Source organism: Aeromonas sp. FDAARGOS 1414 (assembly GCF_019047065.1).
Taxonomy (GTDB): domain Bacteria; phylum Pseudomonadota; class Gammaproteobacteria; order Enterobacterales; family Aeromonadaceae; genus Aeromonas; species Aeromonas veronii_A.
The window spans coordinates 1780738-1799092 of sequence record NZ_CP077210.1 but is presented as its reverse complement, the minus strand read 5'-3'; the positions used below and the strand labels follow the sequence as shown (position 1 = coordinate 1799092).

Sequence of the window (18355 nt, the reverse complement as noted above, 5' to 3'; positions counted from 1 at the left end):
ATGGTGTTGATATTATTGAGTTATTTGTTTTTAAAAAGAGGCTCCCGCGCGAAGCGGGAGCGGGGTGATCAGGGCTTGAGCAGTTGCAGCGACTCTTCTGCTGCCTTGCCTTGAGAGAGGGTGATATCGACCCGGCGATTCGCCTGGCGATGTTCGGGGGTGTCATTAGCAAAGCGGGGTTGAGTGTCGGCAACCCCCTGAGCGATGACTCGTCTGGCATCCAGCTGGGGGTTGGTCAGCATGGTCTGCACGATGGAAGAGGCCCGCAGCACCGAGAGCTCCCAGTTGTTGCGATAGAGCTCCACCGGCGCCTGGGAGTTGTCGGTATGACCGGTGACCACTACCTGCCCCGGGATATTGGCCAAAATGCCTGCGATCTTGTTGACCAGCGGGATGAACTGGGGCTGTAGGAACGCCGAATCAGAGGGGAATAGCGCCTTCTCGCCGATGCGGATCACCAGCTGGCTGCCAAGCTGCTCGACCTCGAGATCCTTCGATTCGATCTGGGCCTTTAGCTGCTGCTCCAGCTTCTGCTTGGTCACCTGCACCCACTCCTGCTCCTGGGTCTTGTGGGGCCAGGCTTCGGTGGCGCTCGGTTTTTCCGAGGCACCTATGGTCTCGTTGAAGGGGTCCGATGCCGCCATGGGGGCATCTTTCTCCAGCACAGTCTCCTCTTTCGGGCTGCTCGGCGTGGTTTTTGATTCCGGCTCGAGAATCCCTGTGCCCCCCTGCATCAAGGGTGAGCCGGCAGGCGGGGAGATGAGGCCGATTTTACCCAGAGACTCGATAAAGCCCTGGATAAGCACCCGGGTTTCGGACTGCTTGGCCATGGCAAAGGAGTAGAGCACCACAAACAGGGCGAACAGCAGGGTCATGAAGTCGGCATAGGAGACCAGCCAGCGTTCATGGTTCTCCGGTGCTTCAGCCTTTTTCTTTTTGGCCACCGTGACCTCCCAGATAAGGTTCGAGGGTAACTTGCAGGCGCGCTTGGGATTCGCCATCCACGATGCAGAGAATGCCGGTCAGGGTCATCTCCTTGTAGTGGCGGATCTGGTGGGCAAAGCCTTTGTAGCGGTTGCCGAACGGCAAGAAGATCAGGTTGGCGGCGGATACCCCGTAGATGGTGGCGATAAAGGCCACCGCGATGGCGCCGCCCAGCTTGTCGGGGGCATCCAGCAGACCCATGGCGTGGATCAGGCCAAATACCGCCCCGACGATCCCCATGGTCGGGCAGTAGCCGCCCATGGCTTCGTAGAATTTGACTGTCTGTTCGAGATCTTCCTGCTCGAACTCGATCTCGTTCTCCAGCACCTCGTGTATCTTGGTTTTCTCGTAACCATCAACCATCATCTGCACCCCTTTCTTCAGGAAAGGATCCTTGATCTCGTCGATCATCCCTTCCAGCGCCAGCATGCCGCTACGGCGGGCGTTGCCTGCCAGGGTCTCCAGCAACTGGGCCTGTTCATGCATATCGAGCTTGAGGGGGGAGAGCAGCCATTTGAAACGCTTCATGGTGCTGCCGACGACGGAGAAAGGGAACTGGGTCAGCGCAGCACCTATGGTGCCACCGATCACAATGAGGAATGCGGGCAGATCGAGCAGTGCACTGGGGTGCCCCCCCTCGATCATGTTGCCGCCAAGGATGGCGATCAACGCCAGCACCAAGCCAATCAAGCTCATTTTTTACACGTCCCTGTATGGTGATAATCGCTAGTGTAGCTAGTTAAGTATCAGTTTTTCAAAATGATATCCAATCGCTGAGCAATTAATCGGCGTGGTATGTGGCAACGGGTGTGGCGCACAACGCTGGGGGTGCTGAGTGCTGTTATGGCATCTGTGGCTAGAGACTGATCCCATAAGAGCAAGGAGCGAAACAAGCAGTGCGCAATCATCCAGATCCGGGAATCCATGTCGCCCATTAAAGAGCTTCTCCTCTCGGGACCATGTCCTGGTGATTAGGTGAACGTGCTTATAAAGAAGGCGACCATAAGGTCGCCTTCTTGTTTCGTATTTTGCAGAGCATGGTTCGATGCCAGAGTGGCTATCAGAGCACCATGGCGGCAATCCAGCCGAAGATCACCAGCGGGATGTTGTAGTGAATAAAGGTGGGCACCACGCTGTCCCAGATATGGTCATGCTGGCCATCGGCGTTGAGGCCGGATGTGGGGCCCAGAGTTGAATCAGATGCAGGTGAACCCGCATCCCCCAGCGCGCCTGCGGTACCGACCAGGGCGATGATCGCCATCGGTGAGAAGCCGAGCTGCAGACAGAGCGGCACATAGATGGTGGCGATGATGGGCACGGTGGAGAAGGAGGAGCCGATCCCCATGGTGATGAGCAGGCCAACCAGCAGCATCAGGAAGGCGGCGATCCCCTTGTGCTGACCGATGCCGGAGGCGACCACCTGAACCAGAGAGTCGACCCCGTGGGTCGCCTTCATCACGGCGGCAAAACCGGCGGCGGAGATCATGATGAAGCCGATCAGCGACATCATCCGCACCCCCTGGGTGAAGGCATCCTGGCTTTCGCGAAACTTGATGACGCCGCCGCAGGTGAAGATGACAAAACCGGCTAGCGCACCCAGTACGATGCTGTTGGTCATCAGTTGCAGCCCCAGCGCTACGCCAATGGCCAGCAGGGCCACCCAGATGTGGGTGAGGTTGAGCTCGACCGCTTCGGGCTCGGCATCCAGGATCTTGGCCAGATCGTACTGGCGCGGTTTGCGATAGCTGATGAATACCGCAATCAGCAGGCCCAGTACCATACCGGCAACCGGAATGGCCATCGCCAGCGGGATCTGGCTGGTGGTGATGGGCACGCCGTTATCGATCAGGTTCTTGGCCAGAATGTTATTCAGGAAGATGCCACCAAAGCCGACCGGCAGCACCATATAGGTAGCTGTCAGGCCAAAGGTGATGACACAGGCCACCTGACGACGGTCGATCTGCATCTGCGCCATCACATGCAGCAGCGGCGGGATCAGGATGGGAATAAAAGCGATGTGAACCGGGATCAGGTTCTGGGACGAGATAGCCACGGCCAGCACGGAAGAGAGCAGCAGGGTTTTGACCCACATGATGCGGGTCGAGCTGGCATCCTTGCCCAACTGGCTGATCACCTTGCGGGCCAGCAGGTCGGTGATCCCGGAGCGGGAGATGGCAACTGCAAAGGCGCCCAGCATGGCGTAGGAGAGGGCAATCTCGGCGCCACCGCCCAGGCCACCGCTGAAGGTGGTGAGGGTATCTGTCAACGACAACCCGCCCACCAGACCGCCCGCAATGGCACCCAGCGCCAGCGAGACCACCACATTGATCCGCAGCAGACTGAGCACCAGCATCAGCCCGACTGCGATAACAACTGGATTCATTTGATTTCCTTATAGTTTGTTATTGCTGTCTGTCATGTGAAGGGGAGTTAGTTTGCGAAAAATGTGACAAATGTCGAGAAAAAAATCAGTCAAACCCCTCATATTGCAGCAGCATGTGGCACAAGGTTGCTCAACCTGAGGGTTTGTGACCTGTTTGTCTCCGTGCATCCCGCGCTCAGCGGTGGATAGTGACCTTGATAGCGATTTCCGGTGCGCTGTGCAATCAATCACTTCCCCAAAAAGCGAAGGCTGCCAGTGGCAGCCTTCATCCGTTTATTCTTGTCCCTCATCATCGGTAGGGGCATCGGTTGTGTCATCATCCGGATGCGCAGGCGGCCAACCCCCCATGCTCTTCCAGCGGTTAACGATATGACAGAACAGCTCTGTGGTGCGTTCGGTGTCATAGAGGGCAGAGTGCGCCTCTTTATTGTCAAACGGGATGCGGGCGCTCTGGCACGCTTTGGCCAGCACGGTCTGCCCCAGCGCCAATCCGGAGAGAGCAGCGGTGTCGAAGGTGGCAAACGGGTGGAACGGATTGCGCTTGAGGCCAGCGCGCTCGGCGGCAGCCATCACGAAGCCGTGATCAAAGGTGGCGTTGTGGGCCACTATGATGGCGCGGCCGCAATCCTGCTCCTTCATCCCCTTGCGGATTCCCTTGAAGATCTCGGTCAGCGCCTCTTTTTCCGAGACAGCGCCACGCAACGGGTTGTAGGGATCGATGCCGGTGAACTCCAGCGCGGCCTTTTCCAGGTTGGCCCCTTCGAAGGGCTCGACATGAAAGTGGAATATGTGATCGGGAACGAGCCAACCCTGCTCATCCATTTTCAGGGTGTAAGCCGCTATCTCGAGCAGGGCATCGGTCTTGGCGTTGAACCCGGCTGTTTCAACATCGATGACAACGGGGTAAAAACCACGGAAACGGCCCTTGAGGGTATGAACTGCGTCGGTCATGGGATCTCGGTCGGGATAAAATGAGGCGGCATTATGGCAAAAAAGCACAGGCTTGTCCTCCCATCCCACGCAGGAGACAGCGGCAAGATGGTGCCGGATTCAATATCTGTGCAGCCACCAGCGGGCGGCAATTAGCGCCGTGAACGACCCCAGCAGGGCGCTGGCCAGTACATCCACCGGCCAGTGCATCCCCATTACCATGCGCGACAGACCAACCCCCAGTGCCCACAGTGGCAGTAGCCAGACGCCCGTGGGGGCGCGGGCCAGCCAGATGAGGCCAAAGAATTGGGCCAGGCTGATGGCGGCGATGCTGTGGCCAGAGGGGAAGGCGTAATTCACCTCCTTTTGCCAGTGGTGGCCGAGCCACTCTGGCAGGGCCAGCAACTGGCTGGCCGCATGCACCTGCTCACTGCGTACATCGACGCTACTGGCGTAGAAGCTTTTAATGGCCGGGATCAGCCCCTGACTCTCCAGCCAGAGCAGGTAGGGTCTGGGCTCTTCGGTCAGGTGTTTGACCAGGCTCTTGATCACCCAGTCGCTGGCAAGCAGGGCAGCCAGTACACACCCCAGCGCAATGAAGGGCGCCAGCTCCAGTTTGAGTTTGTAGCGGGTCAGTAGCAGCAAGAGGGCGCCACTGACCCCGATCCCGGGAATATCGACCATGCGGGTAAGGGCGTATAACCACCATAGCCAGCCTGACTGCAGTGAACCGGTCAGAAAAGGCTGCCAGGGCAGGGTGGCGAGCATCAGCAGGGGCAGGATCAACAGGGCAGTGAAGCCAAGCACCTGACTGCGGGTGAGTGAGGAGATAGAGAGCGACGAGAAATGTGGCGGCATGGTGGATATGGGCGATCGCGAAAAAGAGGGGCATTGTGCCACCGTGACATGCCCGGACAAAGCCGAGCAGCACGTTTGTTACCTCTGCTTACACATTTGTGGCGACATCCTCAGTTTGAACGGCAGGAGAGAGTGGCCACCGAACAATGTGGTCCCCTTTCGCGCCTGATTGCATCACAGGCTGAAATCTCGGGCGGCTTTGCGCTAGAATGGCGCCCCCGTGGCGGTTGTGACCAAAGAGAGCCCGATGAAGATAGTCGTTGATGAGAATATGCCCCATGCCGTGGAGCTGTTTGCCGAATTTGGCGAGGTGATCCCCTTGCCCGGACGGCAGATGCAGGCCTGCGATCTGCTCGATGCCGATGTGCTGCTGGTGCGTTCGGTCACCCGCGTCAACGGCGATTTGCTGGCGACCAGCCCCAAACTCGGGTTTGTCGGCACCGCCACCATAGGCACCGACCATGTGGACAAGGCGTTGCTGGCAAGCCGCAATATTCCCTTCTTCAGCGCCCCCGGTTGCAACAAGTATTCGGTGGGGGATTATGTGCTCTCCGCCCTGCTGGTGCTGGCGGAGCGCTATGAACTCGACCTCTCGGCCATGACGTTGGCGGTGATTGGCGCGGGCAATACCGGCGAGTGCGTGGCTGGCAAGGCCCAAGCGCTCGGCATGCGGGTACTGCGCTGCGATCCACCCAAGGCGCGTAATACCCCCGATGCGGGCTTTGTCGATTATCAGACCGCTCTTGGTGCCGATATCGTCAGCTTCCATGTGCCCATTACCCGTGAAGGGCCGGATGCCACCTACCATCTGCTCGATGCCGAACAGATTGCCGCGCGTCCTGCCGGGCAGATCCTGATCAACGCCTCCCGTGGCGAGGTGTGGGATAACCGGGCCCTGCTGGCGCGCCAGTTGAGCGATAAGCCGTTGCGACTGGTGATGGATGTGTGGGAGAACGAGCCCGAGCCACTGGCTGCGCTGGTGCCCCATACCGAGATTGCCACCCCCCATATCGCCGGTTACAGCCTGGAGGGGAAGGCCCGCGGTACCTGGATGCTTTATCAGGCGCTCTGCCAGCAGCTGGGGCGCCAGCCTCGTCAGGATTTGAGTCAGCTGTTGCCTGCCCCCGATGTGCAGGCGGTGGTGCCGGGCCGCGCACCGGATCAGGCGCTGATCAAGCAGCTGGTGCATCTGGTCTATGATGTGCGCCGCGATGATGCCCGTTTCCGGGCCCGACTCGGCTTGCCCGGCAGCTTTGACGAGCAGCGCAAACACTATCCAGAGCGCCGTGAACTATCCTCCCTGCAGGTTGAGGGGGTGTTTGCCGACCAGGCGCTGGGCGAGCTGGGATTTGCGCTGTCACGCCCCTGAGTTGGGGACTAGGAGTTGGAAGATAACCGGAAGGGGTGAGCCGTACTGGCTACCTCGAACCCATTTTTTACTGAGCTGGCGCAGATGCTACTGCGCCAGCTCAGCCATATCAGGCAGCGTCATCTCGCCGTGCGGGAGCCTGCCGACCATGGTGCCACCCGGCGCCATTGCAGCATTATCAGAGGAGAACAGAATGAGCCAGCAGTTTAACGTAGCGGTATTGGGTGCCAGCGGCGCCGTGGGTCAGGCCATGATCGAGATCCTGGAAGAGCGCGAATTTCCGGTAGCGACCCTCTATCCGCTGGCTTCCAGCCGCAGCGCCGGTGATACAGTGCGCTTTGGCGGCAAGAACCTCGAGATCCTCGATGTGGAGGAGTTTGACTGGAGCCAGGTGCAGATCGCACTCTTCTCCGCCGGTGCCGAGGTATCTGCCAAGTGGGCGCCGATTGCTGCCGAGCACGGTTGTATCGTCATCGACAACACCTCCTGCTTCCGTTACGACGAAGATATCCCGCTGGTGATCCCGGAAGTGAACCCGGATGCGCTGGCCGATTTTCGCAATCGCAACATCATCGCCAATCCCAACTGCTCCACTATCCAGATGCTGGTGGCCCTGAAGCCGCTGCACGACGAAGTGGGCATTGCCCGCATCAACGTGGCCACCTATCAATCCGTGTCAGGCTCCGGCAAAGAGGGGGTCAGCGAGCTGGCGGGTCAGACCGCTCATCTGCTCAACGGTCGTCCGGTGGAACCGACCCTCTATCCGCAACAGATCGCCTTTAACCTGATCCCGCAGATCGACAGCTTCACCGACAACGGCTACACCCGTGAAGAGATGAAGATGGTATGGGAAACCCAGAAGATCCTCGGCGATGCCAGCATTGCCGTGAACCCCACCTGCGTGCGGGTGCCGGTCTTCTACGGCCACGCCGAGGCGGTACACGTCGAGCTGCACCAGCCGCTCGATGCCGAACAGGTCAAGGACCTGCTGCGCAATGCGCCGGGTGTGACCCTGTTTGATGACGAAGGGGACTATCCGACCCCGGTGCGTGACGCAACCGGCAAGGATGAGGTGCTGGTGGGTCGGGTGCGCCAGGATATTTCTCACCCGAGTGGTATCAATATGTGGATCGTGGCCGATAACGTTCGTAAGGGCGCGGCAACCAACAGTGTACAGATTGCCGAGCTGCTGGTTCGCGACTATCTGTAAGGCTGGTCAGATGCCACAGATGGGCAGCAGGGAGTGCTGCGCATCCGGCCTGTGATAAATCGGGGGTGTGACCCATGCCGCACTCCGTCACTTCAAGATTCTGTTGCGATATCAACTGATTAAGTTTTTTCCTACACTCAGAGTCAAGTCGGGTGCTAAATGTGTCGGACTACTGGCTTGCGACGCGAGCCTGATTTATATTGAACCGACTGTTTTGGGGTAACTATCCAGATTTTTCAATGTGATAGGGCCGTCATACGAAGGAACGAATATGGGACATTCCCGCATAACATTGGCAACGCTACTCGCATTGGGTCTGCTGGGCTCCGTCCAGGCTGAAGACGCTGCGCGGGAGCCTTTTTTTGTCGAGCTAAAAGGCCCTGACGAGCCCGCACCTCCAGCCGTCAATTCCCAGCCGCTGGCGCAACCGGTCGCCAGACCCGTTGCGCAACCGGTACGTGCAACCGCCCAGCCGGTGGTACGTCAGGTCACGGCCAATGCCGGTAGTTATGGCCCTGTTCGTCCAACCGATACTCTCTGGAGTCTGGCGAGCAAATACCGTCCCTCCAGTAGTGTCAGCGTCTACCAGACCATGGTGGCGATCTACGAGAAAAACCCCCGCAGTTTTGCCGATGGCAATATCAACCACATTCTGGTGGGGTCACGCATCCTGTTGCCGACCGTGGCCGAGGCGAGCGTCATCACCGATGCCCAGGCGCGTGCTAAGTTCCGCAGCGACAACGCCAGCTGGAAGGGGTTAAGCCCCAAGTATCTCGCCGAGAAGCAGGCCCATGGCGCCAAACCGGCGGCCAAGCCCGTGAAGGTTGAGACTGCCAAAGCCGAACCGGTGAAAACCGCGCCAGCTCCCTTGCCTGCGGCAAAAGCGGCACCCATTCCTGCTCCTGTCGTAGCACCGCAACCGTCTGCTGAAACCAAAGATGTTGTCAAGGCGAGCGAGCCTGCGCCAAAAGAGGCGGTGGCCCCAGTCCCGGCGACGAGCGCCGCAGCAAGCACCACACCGGCGCCTCTGCCTTCCGATCTGGAAAAACCGGTGGGCAAACCGGCCACCGAGATGGCGCTGGCGCTGGAAGATGCCAATGCCCAGCTCGGTCAGGTGACCGAGATGAACCACAGGCTCAAACTGCGCTTGCAATCTCTCACCGAAGAGGTCGAGACCCTCAAGGCCCAGTTGCAGGATCAGACCGCGCTGCAAAAAGAGCTCGCCGAGCTGAAGGCCAGACCTGTCCCCCCCGTGGTGGCAGAGCCTGAACCCAAGCAGCACTGGCTGATGGAGCTGCTCTCCTCACCGCTCAACCTTGCCATGATCATCCTGCTGCCGGTGCTGCTGGTATTGGCGCTGGTGACCCTGTGGCTGCGGGCCCGTGCCCGTCGCGAGCTGGAGGAGCAGGAGAAGAGCCTCTCCGAGTCCACCGCCATGATGATGGATCAGGAGCAGAGCGAGTTTGACGATCTGCTGAGTGTCGATGTGACCGACAACGAGCCGGTACGCCCGGTGCCGGATCTCAATACCCCTGATGGCTTTATGCCGGTCGAGCCAGATGAACCGGCTAAAAAGCCGGATGTTGATCTGGTTTTCAGCGACGATGGCGAGATCGATCTGCAAGGTTTCGAGCCGGAGCGAATGGCTGCCCAGTCAGCCAGTCGTGACCCGGATCTGGTGCCGGATCTCGATCTCTCGCTGGATGAGCCTGTCGCGTTGGCCAATGAACCCGACATGGATCTGGCCAGCGAGTTCAATCCCAAGTCCAGGGATGCTGATGAGCTCATGAGCGAAGAGGAGCTGCAGGCAGCCCTGTTTGCCGAGCTGGATGCGGATCTTTCGGCTGATCTGGAACCGGAGTTGAGTGCAAGCAGCAAGAGTACGGCTGCTGATGATCTGGCCAGTTTTGATCTGGGTGATTTTGAAAATGAGCTGGATAAACCGGCTGCGGGCGAGGGCAATAATGCCATCGACTTGAGCGTGGATGGTTCGGCTGATGATATGTTGGCCGAGTTGGGGCTTGAGCCAACCAAAGGCAAGGAGACCGAGCTCGATCTTGAGTGGGATCCCAACGAACTGGCGCTCTCCGATTTCGAGGATGCCTTTACCGAAGTGGAGTCTCATCCGGCAGAATTGCAGCCAAGGGAACAGGCCCAGGCAAGCGGTTACGTCGAGATCGACAAGCTGCTGGCCGATGCGGATGCCACCGCGCCGGAGCAGGAGCCCTATCAGGGTCTCTCGCTGGACGTGGGGCTCGATGGTTTCCCCGAGGTGTTGCCTGAATCCACCGGCTTTGATGTGGATGCCGATGACGGCGGTGTGGGGGCCAAGCTGGATCTGGCCCGCGCTTACCTCGAGATCGACGACAAGGATAGCGCCCGCGAGCTGCTGCAAGAAGCGGCAGAGCAGGGCACCGAGCATCAGCGTGCCGAGGCAGAAAAACTGCTCAAGCGGTTGGGGTAAAATTGTCCCTGTCGCGGGATCAGCAAGAAGGGGGCAGCCATTGGCTGCCCCCTTCTTCATGGCAATTTGCACAGGGTGAATTCTCCGCCCATGCAAGCCAATCAGGCGGTTTGTGGGACTTTTCGAGTTGAGCGCGTATAATCCGCCCCGTTTCTTTCACTGCGTTTCACAACAAGACAAGTTTATCCATGCGAATTGCCCTAGGTATTGAATATGACGGCAGCCGGTATTTCGGTTGGCAGCGTCAGCGTGAAGTGATCAGCGTGCAGGAGGAGTTGGAGAAGGCCATCAGCCGGATCGCCAACCACCCTGTCTCCATCCAGTGTGCCGGGCGCACCGATGCCGGCGTCCATGCGACCGGCCAGGTGATCCACTTCGATACCGAGGCGAACCGTGCCGAAGGGGCCTGGACCCTGGGGCTCAACTCCAACCTGCCGCCGGATATCGCCGTGCGCTGGGTCAAGGAGGTGGACGAAACGTTCCACGCCCGCTTCAGCGCCACCGCCCGTCGCTACCGTTACGTCATCTACAACCACAACTTCCGTCCGGCGATCCTCGGCAGTGGCGTCAGCCACTACCACGAGACCATCGATGCCGAGTTGATGCACCAGGCGGGCCAGAGCCTGCTGGGGGAGCATGACTTCAGCACCTTCCGTGCCGTCGCCTGCCAATCCAACACCCCGTGGCGCAATGTGACCCATCTGTGCGTCAGCCGCTCCGGCCCCTACATCGTGCTCGACATCAAGGCCAACGCCTTCCTGCACCACATGGTGCGCAACATCACCGGCTCCCTGCTGCTGGTGGGCCAGGGGCTCAAACCGGTGGAGTGGATTGCCGAGGTGCTGGCTGCCAAGGATCGCAATCTGGCCGGGCCGACCGCCAAGGCCGGCGGCCTCTATCTGGTCGACGTGGATTACCCGGCCGAGTTTGCTCTGCCGCAGTTGCCGCTCGGCCCGCTGTGGCTGCCGGACTCGGCACCGGGTACGACCAGTTTTTAGTAACTGCGCCCGAAAAATTGTGGTTTAATGACCCGTCATTTGTTGCCATCGAGCTATTAAGTCATTGAACAATCTAGGCTCGATGCGTTTTGTCAGGCACAAAAGCATTAAGGAATTCCATGAGCTGGCTTGAGAAGATTCTTCCCAAGAGCAAGATCACTGCACCCCGTCGTCACAACATTCCGGAAGGGGTGTGGACCAAGTGCAGTGCTTGTGAACAGGTGCTCTACCGGGCAGAGTTGGAGCGCAACCTCGAAGTGTGCCCCAAGTGTGATCATCATATGCGCATCAGCGCTCGCGCCCGTCTCGAGAGTTTCCTCGACGAGCAGGGTCGTACCGAGATCGGTGCCGAGCTGGAGCCGCAGGATGTACTGAAATTCAAGGATTCCAAGCGCTACAAGGATCGTTTGTCTGCCGCCCAGAAAGCGACAGGAGAAAAAGATGCGCTGGTGGTCATGAAAGGGACCCTCAAAGGGGTGCCGGTTGTCGCCTGTTCCTTTGAGTTCTCCTTTATCGGTGGCTCCATGTCCTCCGTGGTCGGTGCCCGCTTCGTGCGCGCCGTCGAGGAGTGCATCAAGGAGGGCCGCGGTCTGGTCTGTTTCTCCACTTCTGGTGGTGCCCGCATGCAGGAAGCCCTCTTCTCCCTGATGCAGATGGCCAAGACCAGCGCGGCGCTGGACCGACTCTCCAAGGCTGGCCTGCCCTTTATCTCTGTGCTGACCGACCCCACCATGGGGGGCGTTTCCGCCAGTCTGGCGATGCTGGGTGACATCAACGTGGGCGAGCCCAAGGCGCTGATCGGTTTTGCCGGCCCGCGCGTTATCGAGCAGACCGTACGCGAGAAACTGCCGGAAGGCTTCCAGCGCTCCGAATTCCTGCTGGAGAAGGGGGCCATCGACCTGATTATCGATCGTCGCGACATGCGTAACCGTCTGGCCAGCCTGCTCGCCAAAATGCTGAATACTCACGTCATCGAAGAGTGAAGATGAGTTCAAACATGCAACAATCCCAAAGCCGGTCGCTTGTCGACTGGCTTTCTTATTTGGAGCAGATCCATCCGGTCAATATCGACATGGGTCTGGATCGGGTCGGTGCCGTTGCCCGGCGTATGGGGCTGACCCAACTGCCGTTCAAGGTGATCACGGTGGCGGGCACCAACGGCAAGGGCTCCAGCTGTGCCATGGCGGCCAGCATTCTGATGGCCGCAGGCTATAAGGTCGGCGTTTACTCCTCGCCCCATCTGCTGCACTTTACCGAGCGAGTGCGGGTCAACGGGCAGGAGCTGCCCGACAGCGACCACTGCGCCGCCTTTGCCGAGGTGGAAGCGGCTCGCGGCGAAATTGCCCTCACTTTCTTCGAGTTCGCAACGCTGGCTGGGCTGTGGCTGTTCCGCCGCGCCGCGCCCGATGTGCTGCTGCTGGAGGTGGGGTTGGGTGGCCGGCTCGACGCCACCAATGTGGTGGAGTCCGATGTGGCGATGATCACCTCCATTGCCCTCGATCACTGCGACTGGCTGGGTGATACCCGTGAAGCCGTGGCGGTGGAGAAGGCTGGGGTCTATCGTGCCGGAAAACCCGCCATCAGCGGTGAGCCCAATCCACCTGCGACTATCGCGAGCGAAGCACAGCGTCTTAGCGCCAACCTGCGTCAGGTCGGTCTCGATTTTCGTGGCGATGAGCACGAGAGCGGTTGGGATTATCACGGCCTCAACCAGTGGCGGGATCTGCCAAAACCGGCGCTGCCGCTGATGAACGCGGTGACCGTGCTGGCGGCGCTGGAATCCCTCGGCTTGCCGCTGCCGGAGTCCGCCATTCGTGACGGGCTTGCCAATGCCCGGCTGGCTGGCCGGATGCAGCAGTTGCAAAGTGCGCCGCTGGTGATCGTCGATGTGGCCCATAACCCCCATTCGGCAGCCTATCTGGCCGCGCAATTGCGCAAGATGCCCTGCACGGGTGTGCGCCGTGCCGTGGTCGGCATGCTCAAAGACAAGGACATGGCGGGGTCACTTGCCGAACTCGATGGTCTGATCGGCGAGTGGTATCTGGCCAGCCTCACCGGCCCGCGCGCCGCCACCGCTGCGCAACTGGCTGCGGCGTTGGGAGAGGGCAAGGGGCCTGCCAGGGAGTTTGATGATGTCAGCGCCGCTTATCAGGCAGCGTTGGCCGCATCGAGTCCGGACGATATGGTCATTGTGTTTGGTTCGTTTTACACTGTCGCCGACATTCTGGCGGGTGTCGCCGTCTAGGCCACACCCCGGCTCCCCAGCCCTTTGGCGGGGAGCCAAATCGCATATTGAGTTACGTAAAGGTAGGATTCAACTTGGCCTCGAAGTTTCAAAACCGTCTGGTGGGCACCGTCATCCTGGTGGCCCTGGTTGTTATTTTCCTGCCGGACTTGCTGGATGGTCACAAGCTGGCACAAAAGGAGGAGGCCTTTGCCAAGATCCCGCTGCGCCCCGAGCTGGAGCCTGCCAAGCCTGCGCTGCAGGTCTCGGCAGCCAGCAGCCTGCCCGCCGATCATCTGGCCAGCCAGCAACAGGCCTCTGCGGCCCAGCAGTGGCAAGTGGAAGAGGTGGCTGACCCCATGACCCTCGCCGGTCAGGGCAACGGCGCGCAGCCGGCGACAACCCCTGCCGCACCGGTCCAGTCGCAACAGAATGCCCAACCCAAGCCACAGCCCAAGCCAGAAGTGGTGGCCAAAAAACCGGTCGAACCGCCCAAGCCAGCACCCAAGCCGACGCCAGCCAAACCGGTTGAAGTGGCCAAGGCACCTGCGCCAGCCAAACCACAGGCGGGTCAGATCAAGTCCCTCGATGATCTGATTGAAAGCAAGATGAATCAGTCGACCACACCTGCACCTGCACCCGCGGCCGCGCAGGGTAGCTGGATCCTCCAGCTTGGTGCCTTCAAGAACGTCGACAGCGTCAACGCGCTGGTGAGCAAGCTGCGGGCGGCGGGCTACTCTGCCCACACCTCGCCGCGCACACCGGTGCAGGGTCAGCTCAATCGGGTCTTTATCGGGCCGGATGTCTCCAAGGCCAAACTGCAGGGGATGCAGGGACGGATCTCCCAGATGACCGGCCTCAGTGGCTCGGTGGTCTCCTACAACCCGTAATGGCGTTGCCGTTGGCAATGGCCCTCTGAAACAAACACCGCGCCCCGTGCGCGGTGTTTTTTATCTGACCGTCGTGATTTTTAATGACGGCGTCGTACAGGCCACCACCCGGTTGGGATTTGCTGTCAGTTGGGGTAGTCTGGGGCCTTCTGCTACTCACAGGAGTTCAAGATGATCCTCTCGACGACCCCCACGCTGGAAGGCAAAACCATTCGTGAATACCGCGGCATCGTGGTTGGCGAAGCCATTCTCGGCGCCAACATTTTTAAGGATCTCTTTGCCGGGATCCGCGACATCATCGGCGGCCGCTCCGGCGCCTATGAAAAAGAGCTGGCCCGTGCCCGCGACATCGCCTTCGATGAGCTGAAAGAGCGCGCTGCCGCCCTTGGCGCCAATGCGGTGGTCGGTATCGATATCGACTACGAAGTGGTGGGGCAAAACGGCAGCATGCTGATGGTCAGCATCAGTGGTACTGCCGTGCTGGTGTGATGCGCCACGCAAGGGTTGCCGACAACTGCCGTCGCAGGCAGGGTCACGGATAAAGTGGATAACTGCTGGCTGCCCAAGGGCCGACAACCCGGTTGTCGGCCCTTCTCGTTTATTGATCAATTTCTGTCGTTGCCATACCAGTCGAGCTGGTCGGCCAGAGTGACCACCGAGCCGATGATGATGAGGCTCGGGCTCTTCACCTGACGGGCCAGTTCGGCCAACTGCTGCAGCTCGCCGCGCACCACCCGCTGACTGAGCTGGGTGCCTTGCTCCACCAGCGCCACCGGGGTATGACCGGGCATGCCGTGGGTTTGCAGCTCATCCTGAATGCGGGCGGCGTGGGCCAGCCCCATGTAGAAGACCAGAGTCTGGCGGCGGGCCGCCAGCGCCGACCACTCCTGGGCGATATTGCCCTCCTTGTCGTGGCCGGTGATGAACTGCACCCGCTGGGCATGATCGCGGTGGGTGAGGGGAATGCCGCTGTAGGCGGCGCAGCCCGACGCAGCCGTAATGCCCGGTACTACCGAGAAGGGGATGCCCGCCTCGGCCAGGGTTTCCAGCTCCTCGCCACCCCGGCCAAAGATAAAGGGATCGCCCCCCTTGAGCCGCACCACCTGTTTGCCGAGGCGGGCCTGCTCCAGCAATAGCTGGTTGATCGCCTGCTGGGGCACACAGTGGCGGCCCGCCTCCTTGCCAACAAAGATCCGCTCGGCATCCCGGCGCACAAGTGCCAGCACCTCCTGCGACACCAGCCGGTCATAGACCACTACATCCGCCTGCTGCAACTGCTGCAGACCGCTTAGGGTAAGCAGTCCCGCATCGCCAGGGCCGGCGCCCACCAGGGTTACGCTTCCCTTGCTCTGCAGTGGCTCATTCAATAGCTCTGCGACGCTCTGCTCGGCAGCTTGCTGCTGGCCGCGGGCCAGCTGGCATGCCAGTCGCTCATGGCTAAAGAGTCGCTCCCAGAAGCGGCGGCGGGCCAGCTTGTCCGGAATGAGTTTGACCCGCTCGCGCAGCTTGCCTGCCAGCGCCGCGAGCTGGCCGAGGTGTTGCGGCAGCATGGCTTCAAGTTTTTCCCGCAGCTGGCGGCTTAGAACCGGGGCCGCGCCTGCGCTGGAGATGGCCACCATCAGCGGCGAGCGGTCGATGATGGCAGGCATGATGGCGCTGCAGTGGGCCGGAGAGTCCGCCACATTGCAGAAGATCTGGCGCAGGCTCGCCTCATGAAAGACCTGATGGTTGACCTCTGGCTGGTTGGTGGCGGCGATCACCAGCCACTTGCCATCGAGTAGTTCGGGATGAAAGCCGGCGGCGCAGACGGTCAGGCGACCCTGCTCGGCCCAGCTCATCAGCTGGGGTTCCAGATGCGGGGCATTAATGATGATCTTCGCCTTGGCATCGAGCAGCAGGCGCGCCTTGCGCACCGCCACCTCACCGCCGCCGACGATCAGGACCGGCTTGTTTTGCAGCTGACAGAAGAGAGGGAGAAAGTCCATAACAGGCTCCGGATGCTGGCCCGCTCGCAATGCCGCGCCGGGCGAGATAGCAGGGCGCGCCGTGACGCACCCCGGATGGTCGGGGGAAAGATCCCCCGACGGGAATAAAAAAGGGGAAGGGTGATCTACGCCCGGGCCAACGACAGATCCCCACCGGTGTCGGCCACTTGATCACGCTTCCCCAAACGAGGTTTTTCCTATTGCACCGCTTTGACGTGCATGTTGGCGACGTACTGATCTTCTGCCCAGAAGATGCGGTCAGCGACCATGGCTTCCGGGTTGAGGGTGACGCCGCGCAGCACCCGCTCCTTGAACTTGTGATAACCGGCCCGGTCGATAAGGTGACCCATGTGCAGGTAGATGGGCTTGCCATCCAGCATCTCGGCCTCGAACTCGAACAGGTTCTGGATCACCGCATGCAGCACCTCTTCGGTCACCCAGTTGAGGAACAGCTTGCCGGTACGGGGAGTCTTCTTGCTGGTGCGTCCCCCCAGCTTGACCATGTAGAGCTGCTTGGGATCCCGCTGCCAGGCCAGGGTCGGGCAGGCCAGCACACACTCGCCACAGCCGATGCACTTGCTCTCCTCTTTGACCGCCTTGCCATGCTTGATGGCGAGGCAATCCACCGCGTGGTGGCTGCACGCCTTGACGCAGGCGCCGCAGCCGATGCAACGCTCGGCATTGAAGTGGATCTTGGCGATGCCGAGGATACCGAAGTCGGCCATGTTGGCCTTGGCGCAGTCGTTGGGGCAGCCGGCGATCACCATCTTGAGGTGATAGGGGTTGGGGTAGAGGTGCTTCTCCATCCGCTGAGCCAGCCCGGTGCAGTCGATATTGCCCTTCTGGCAGATGGTGTTGCCTTGACAGGCGACGATATTGCGCCCGCCGATGGTCTGGTAACCGGCTGTGGTGTCTTCTACCTCGATGCCGCAGGTCTCCACCTCGATCTCCTTGATAAAGGGCTCGAGGGCGGCGTTGACCTTGTCCATGTCCTGATACTTGATGCCGGGCATCGCCAGCTTCTGGCGGGTGGTGAGGTGGATCAGGCCGTTGCCATACTGTTCGGCGATCTGCTGGGCCACCGCCAGCAGGTGGGCGGGCATGATCCCGCCGGGAATGCGTACGCTGATCATCGCTTCGCCGCGCACCTTGGAGAGGCGGTATTCGTTCTTGGCGCGGGCCTTGATGATGTCGATATCGAGACTCATGGTGTTCTCCCTCAGTCGATCAGATGCTGGGCCTGGTCAAAACGAAAGACCGGTCCATCCACGCAGATATAGGTGTCGCCCATCCGGCAGTGGCCACACTTGCCCACGGCGCAGGCCATGCGGCGTTCGTAGTCGACCCAGATGCGAGCCTTGGGGATGCCCCGTTCGAGGAAGGCGAGCACCACGAAGCGGATCATGATGGGGGGGCCGACCACGATCACCTGGATATCCTCCTTGTCAGCGAGATCCAGCTGGTCGATGTAGTCGGTGACCCGGCCGATGCGAAACTGCTCGCTCTCCTTGCCCTCGTCCAGGGTGACGATGAGGTTCTGCTGCTCGGCCCAGAGCGGCATCTCGTGGCGATAGAGCACCGCCTGCTCGTTCTTGAAGCCGAGGATCATGTCGAGGGATTTCACCTCTTCCGGATGTTTGCTGAAGCGGCGCAGCAGCCCCTTGACCGGCGCGACGCCGGTGCCGCCCGCCACCACGATGAGGTGCTGGTTGCGGTAGGTCTCCAGCGGATAGCCGTTACCGTGGACGCCGCGCATCCACACCTTGTCGCCCACATCGAGGGCAAACAGCGCATCGGTCACCTTGCCGACCTTGCGGATCAACAGATCCACATAGCCATCGCCATAGTCGGAGACCGAGATGGGCGCTTCGCCCACGGTGGGCAGGGAGATCTCCACAAACTGGCCGTAGTGGACATCAAAGTCGCGTGATACTCGAAAGTTCCACTCCAGCTCGGTGTGGGGCTCGATGGCCAGAATGGTGTAGGCCTTGGGCAGCAGGCGGTTTTCGACCACGTCCTGCTGCGGTTCTGCTGTTGCGGTTTGTTGGCACTGGCACATA

The 18355-nt window shown here is 60.4% G+C and carries 16 protein-coding genes; 8 read left to right on the top strand and 8 right to left on the bottom strand.

Annotated features, from left to right (window positions below; genetic code table 11):
• Nucleotides 1-68: 68 nt before the first annotated feature.
• From I6L44_RS07915 to I6L44_RS07895, 5 genes are all read right to left on the bottom strand, one after another.
• Nucleotides 69-944 (bottom strand): flagellar motor protein MotB, encoded by an 876-nt coding sequence (locus tag I6L44_RS07915; protein WP_194496089.1) that lies wholly within the window; start codon nucleotides 942-944, stop codon nucleotides 69-71.
• A complete protein-coding gene (locus I6L44_RS07910; RefSeq protein WP_042056089.1) occupies nucleotides 922-1680 on the bottom strand; it encodes a flagellar motor protein in 759 nt (252 codons plus the stop codon). Before I6L44_RS07910 ends, I6L44_RS07915 begins: the two co-directional genes overlap by 23 nt.
• A 364-nt stretch (nucleotides 1681-2044) precedes the next feature.
• Nucleotides 2045-3367: a Na+/H+ antiporter family protein gene (locus I6L44_RS07905; protein ID WP_005344933.1), complete on the bottom strand. Its 1323-nt coding sequence runs from the start codon at nucleotides 3365-3367 to the stop codon at nucleotides 2045-2047.
• A 273-nt stretch (nucleotides 3368-3640) separates the two neighbouring features.
• The gene (rnt, locus tag I6L44_RS07900; protein WP_216953912.1) at nucleotides 3641-4318 is read right to left on the bottom strand and encodes a ribonuclease T; all 678 of its coding nucleotides are present in this window, start codon (nucleotides 4316-4318) and stop codon (nucleotides 3641-3643) included.
• Nucleotides 4319-4417: 99 nt separating this feature from the next.
• A complete protein-coding gene (locus tag I6L44_RS07895; RefSeq protein ID WP_216953910.1) occupies nucleotides 4418-5155 on the bottom strand; it encodes a phosphatase PAP2 family protein in 738 nt (245 codons plus the stop codon).
• Between the two features lie 247 nt (nucleotides 5156-5402).
• On the opposite strand from I6L44_RS07895, the gene I6L44_RS07890 reads away from it, so the two are divergent.
• From I6L44_RS07890 to I6L44_RS07855, 8 genes are all read left to right on the top strand, one after another.
• A complete protein-coding gene (locus I6L44_RS07890) occupies nucleotides 5403-6524 on the top strand; it encodes a 4-phosphoerythronate dehydrogenase (RefSeq protein WP_216953908.1) in 1122 nt (373 codons plus the stop codon).
• A gap of 193 nt (nucleotides 6525-6717) precedes the next feature.
• Nucleotides 6718-7734, top strand: coding sequence for an aspartate-semialdehyde dehydrogenase (locus I6L44_RS07885; RefSeq protein ID WP_005344937.1), 1017 nt, complete (start codon nucleotides 6718-6720; stop codon nucleotides 7732-7734).
• Between the two features lie 271 nt (nucleotides 7735-8005).
• On the top strand, nucleotides 8006-10198 hold the full coding sequence (locus I6L44_RS07880) for a FimV/HubP family polar landmark protein (protein ID WP_216953906.1): 2193 nt from the start codon (nucleotides 8006-8008) through the stop codon (nucleotides 10196-10198).
• A gap of 188 nt (nucleotides 10199-10386) precedes the next feature.
• Nucleotides 10387-11196: a tRNA pseudouridine(38-40) synthase TruA gene (gene truA / locus I6L44_RS07875; RefSeq protein ID WP_216953903.1), complete on the top strand. Its 810-nt coding sequence runs from the start codon at nucleotides 10387-10389 to the stop codon at nucleotides 11194-11196.
• Nucleotides 11197-11315: 119 nt separating this feature from the next.
• Nucleotides 11316-12179: an acetyl-CoA carboxylase, carboxyltransferase subunit beta gene (gene accD, locus I6L44_RS07870; protein WP_005344944.1), complete on the top strand. Its 864-nt coding sequence runs from the start codon at nucleotides 11316-11318 to the stop codon at nucleotides 12177-12179.
• Nucleotides 12180-12181: 2 nt separating this feature from the next.
• On the top strand, nucleotides 12182-13441 hold the full coding sequence (gene folC, locus I6L44_RS07865; RefSeq protein WP_216953901.1) for a bifunctional tetrahydrofolate synthase/dihydrofolate synthase: 1260 nt from the start codon (nucleotides 12182-12184) through the stop codon (nucleotides 13439-13441).
• A 74-nt stretch (nucleotides 13442-13515) separates the two neighbouring features.
• Complete coding sequence (dedD, locus tag I6L44_RS07860; RefSeq protein ID WP_216953899.1) at nucleotides 13516-14310, top strand: cell division protein DedD; 795 nt, start codon at nucleotides 13516-13518, stop codon at nucleotides 14308-14310.
• A gap of 171 nt (nucleotides 14311-14481) precedes the next feature.
• A complete protein-coding gene (locus I6L44_RS07855; RefSeq protein WP_216953896.1) occupies nucleotides 14482-14799 on the top strand; it encodes a heavy metal-binding domain-containing protein in 318 nt (105 codons plus the stop codon).
• A gap of 116 nt (nucleotides 14800-14915) precedes the next feature.
• On the opposite strand, the gene cysG is transcribed toward I6L44_RS07855, so the two are convergent.
• The 3 genes from cysG to asrB all read right to left on the bottom strand — a co-directional run bounded on the left by cysG (nucleotide 14916) and on the right by asrB (nucleotide 18354).
• Nucleotides 14916-16295 (bottom strand): siroheme synthase CysG, encoded by a 1380-nt coding sequence (cysG, locus tag I6L44_RS07850; RefSeq protein WP_216953894.1) that lies wholly within the window; start codon nucleotides 16293-16295, stop codon nucleotides 14916-14918.
• 197 nt (nucleotides 16296-16492) lie between these two features.
• Entirely contained in the window at nucleotides 16493-17503 is a 1011-nt protein-coding gene (gene asrC / locus I6L44_RS07845) for a sulfite reductase subunit C (protein ID WP_216953884.1), read from the bottom strand.
• Nucleotides 17504-17514: 11 nt separating this feature from the next.
• Nucleotides 17515-18354 (bottom strand): anaerobic sulfite reductase subunit AsrB, encoded by an 840-nt coding sequence (gene asrB, locus I6L44_RS07840; RefSeq protein ID WP_216953874.1) that lies wholly within the window; start codon nucleotides 18352-18354, stop codon nucleotides 17515-17517.
• Nucleotide 18355 lies beyond the last annotated feature (1 nt).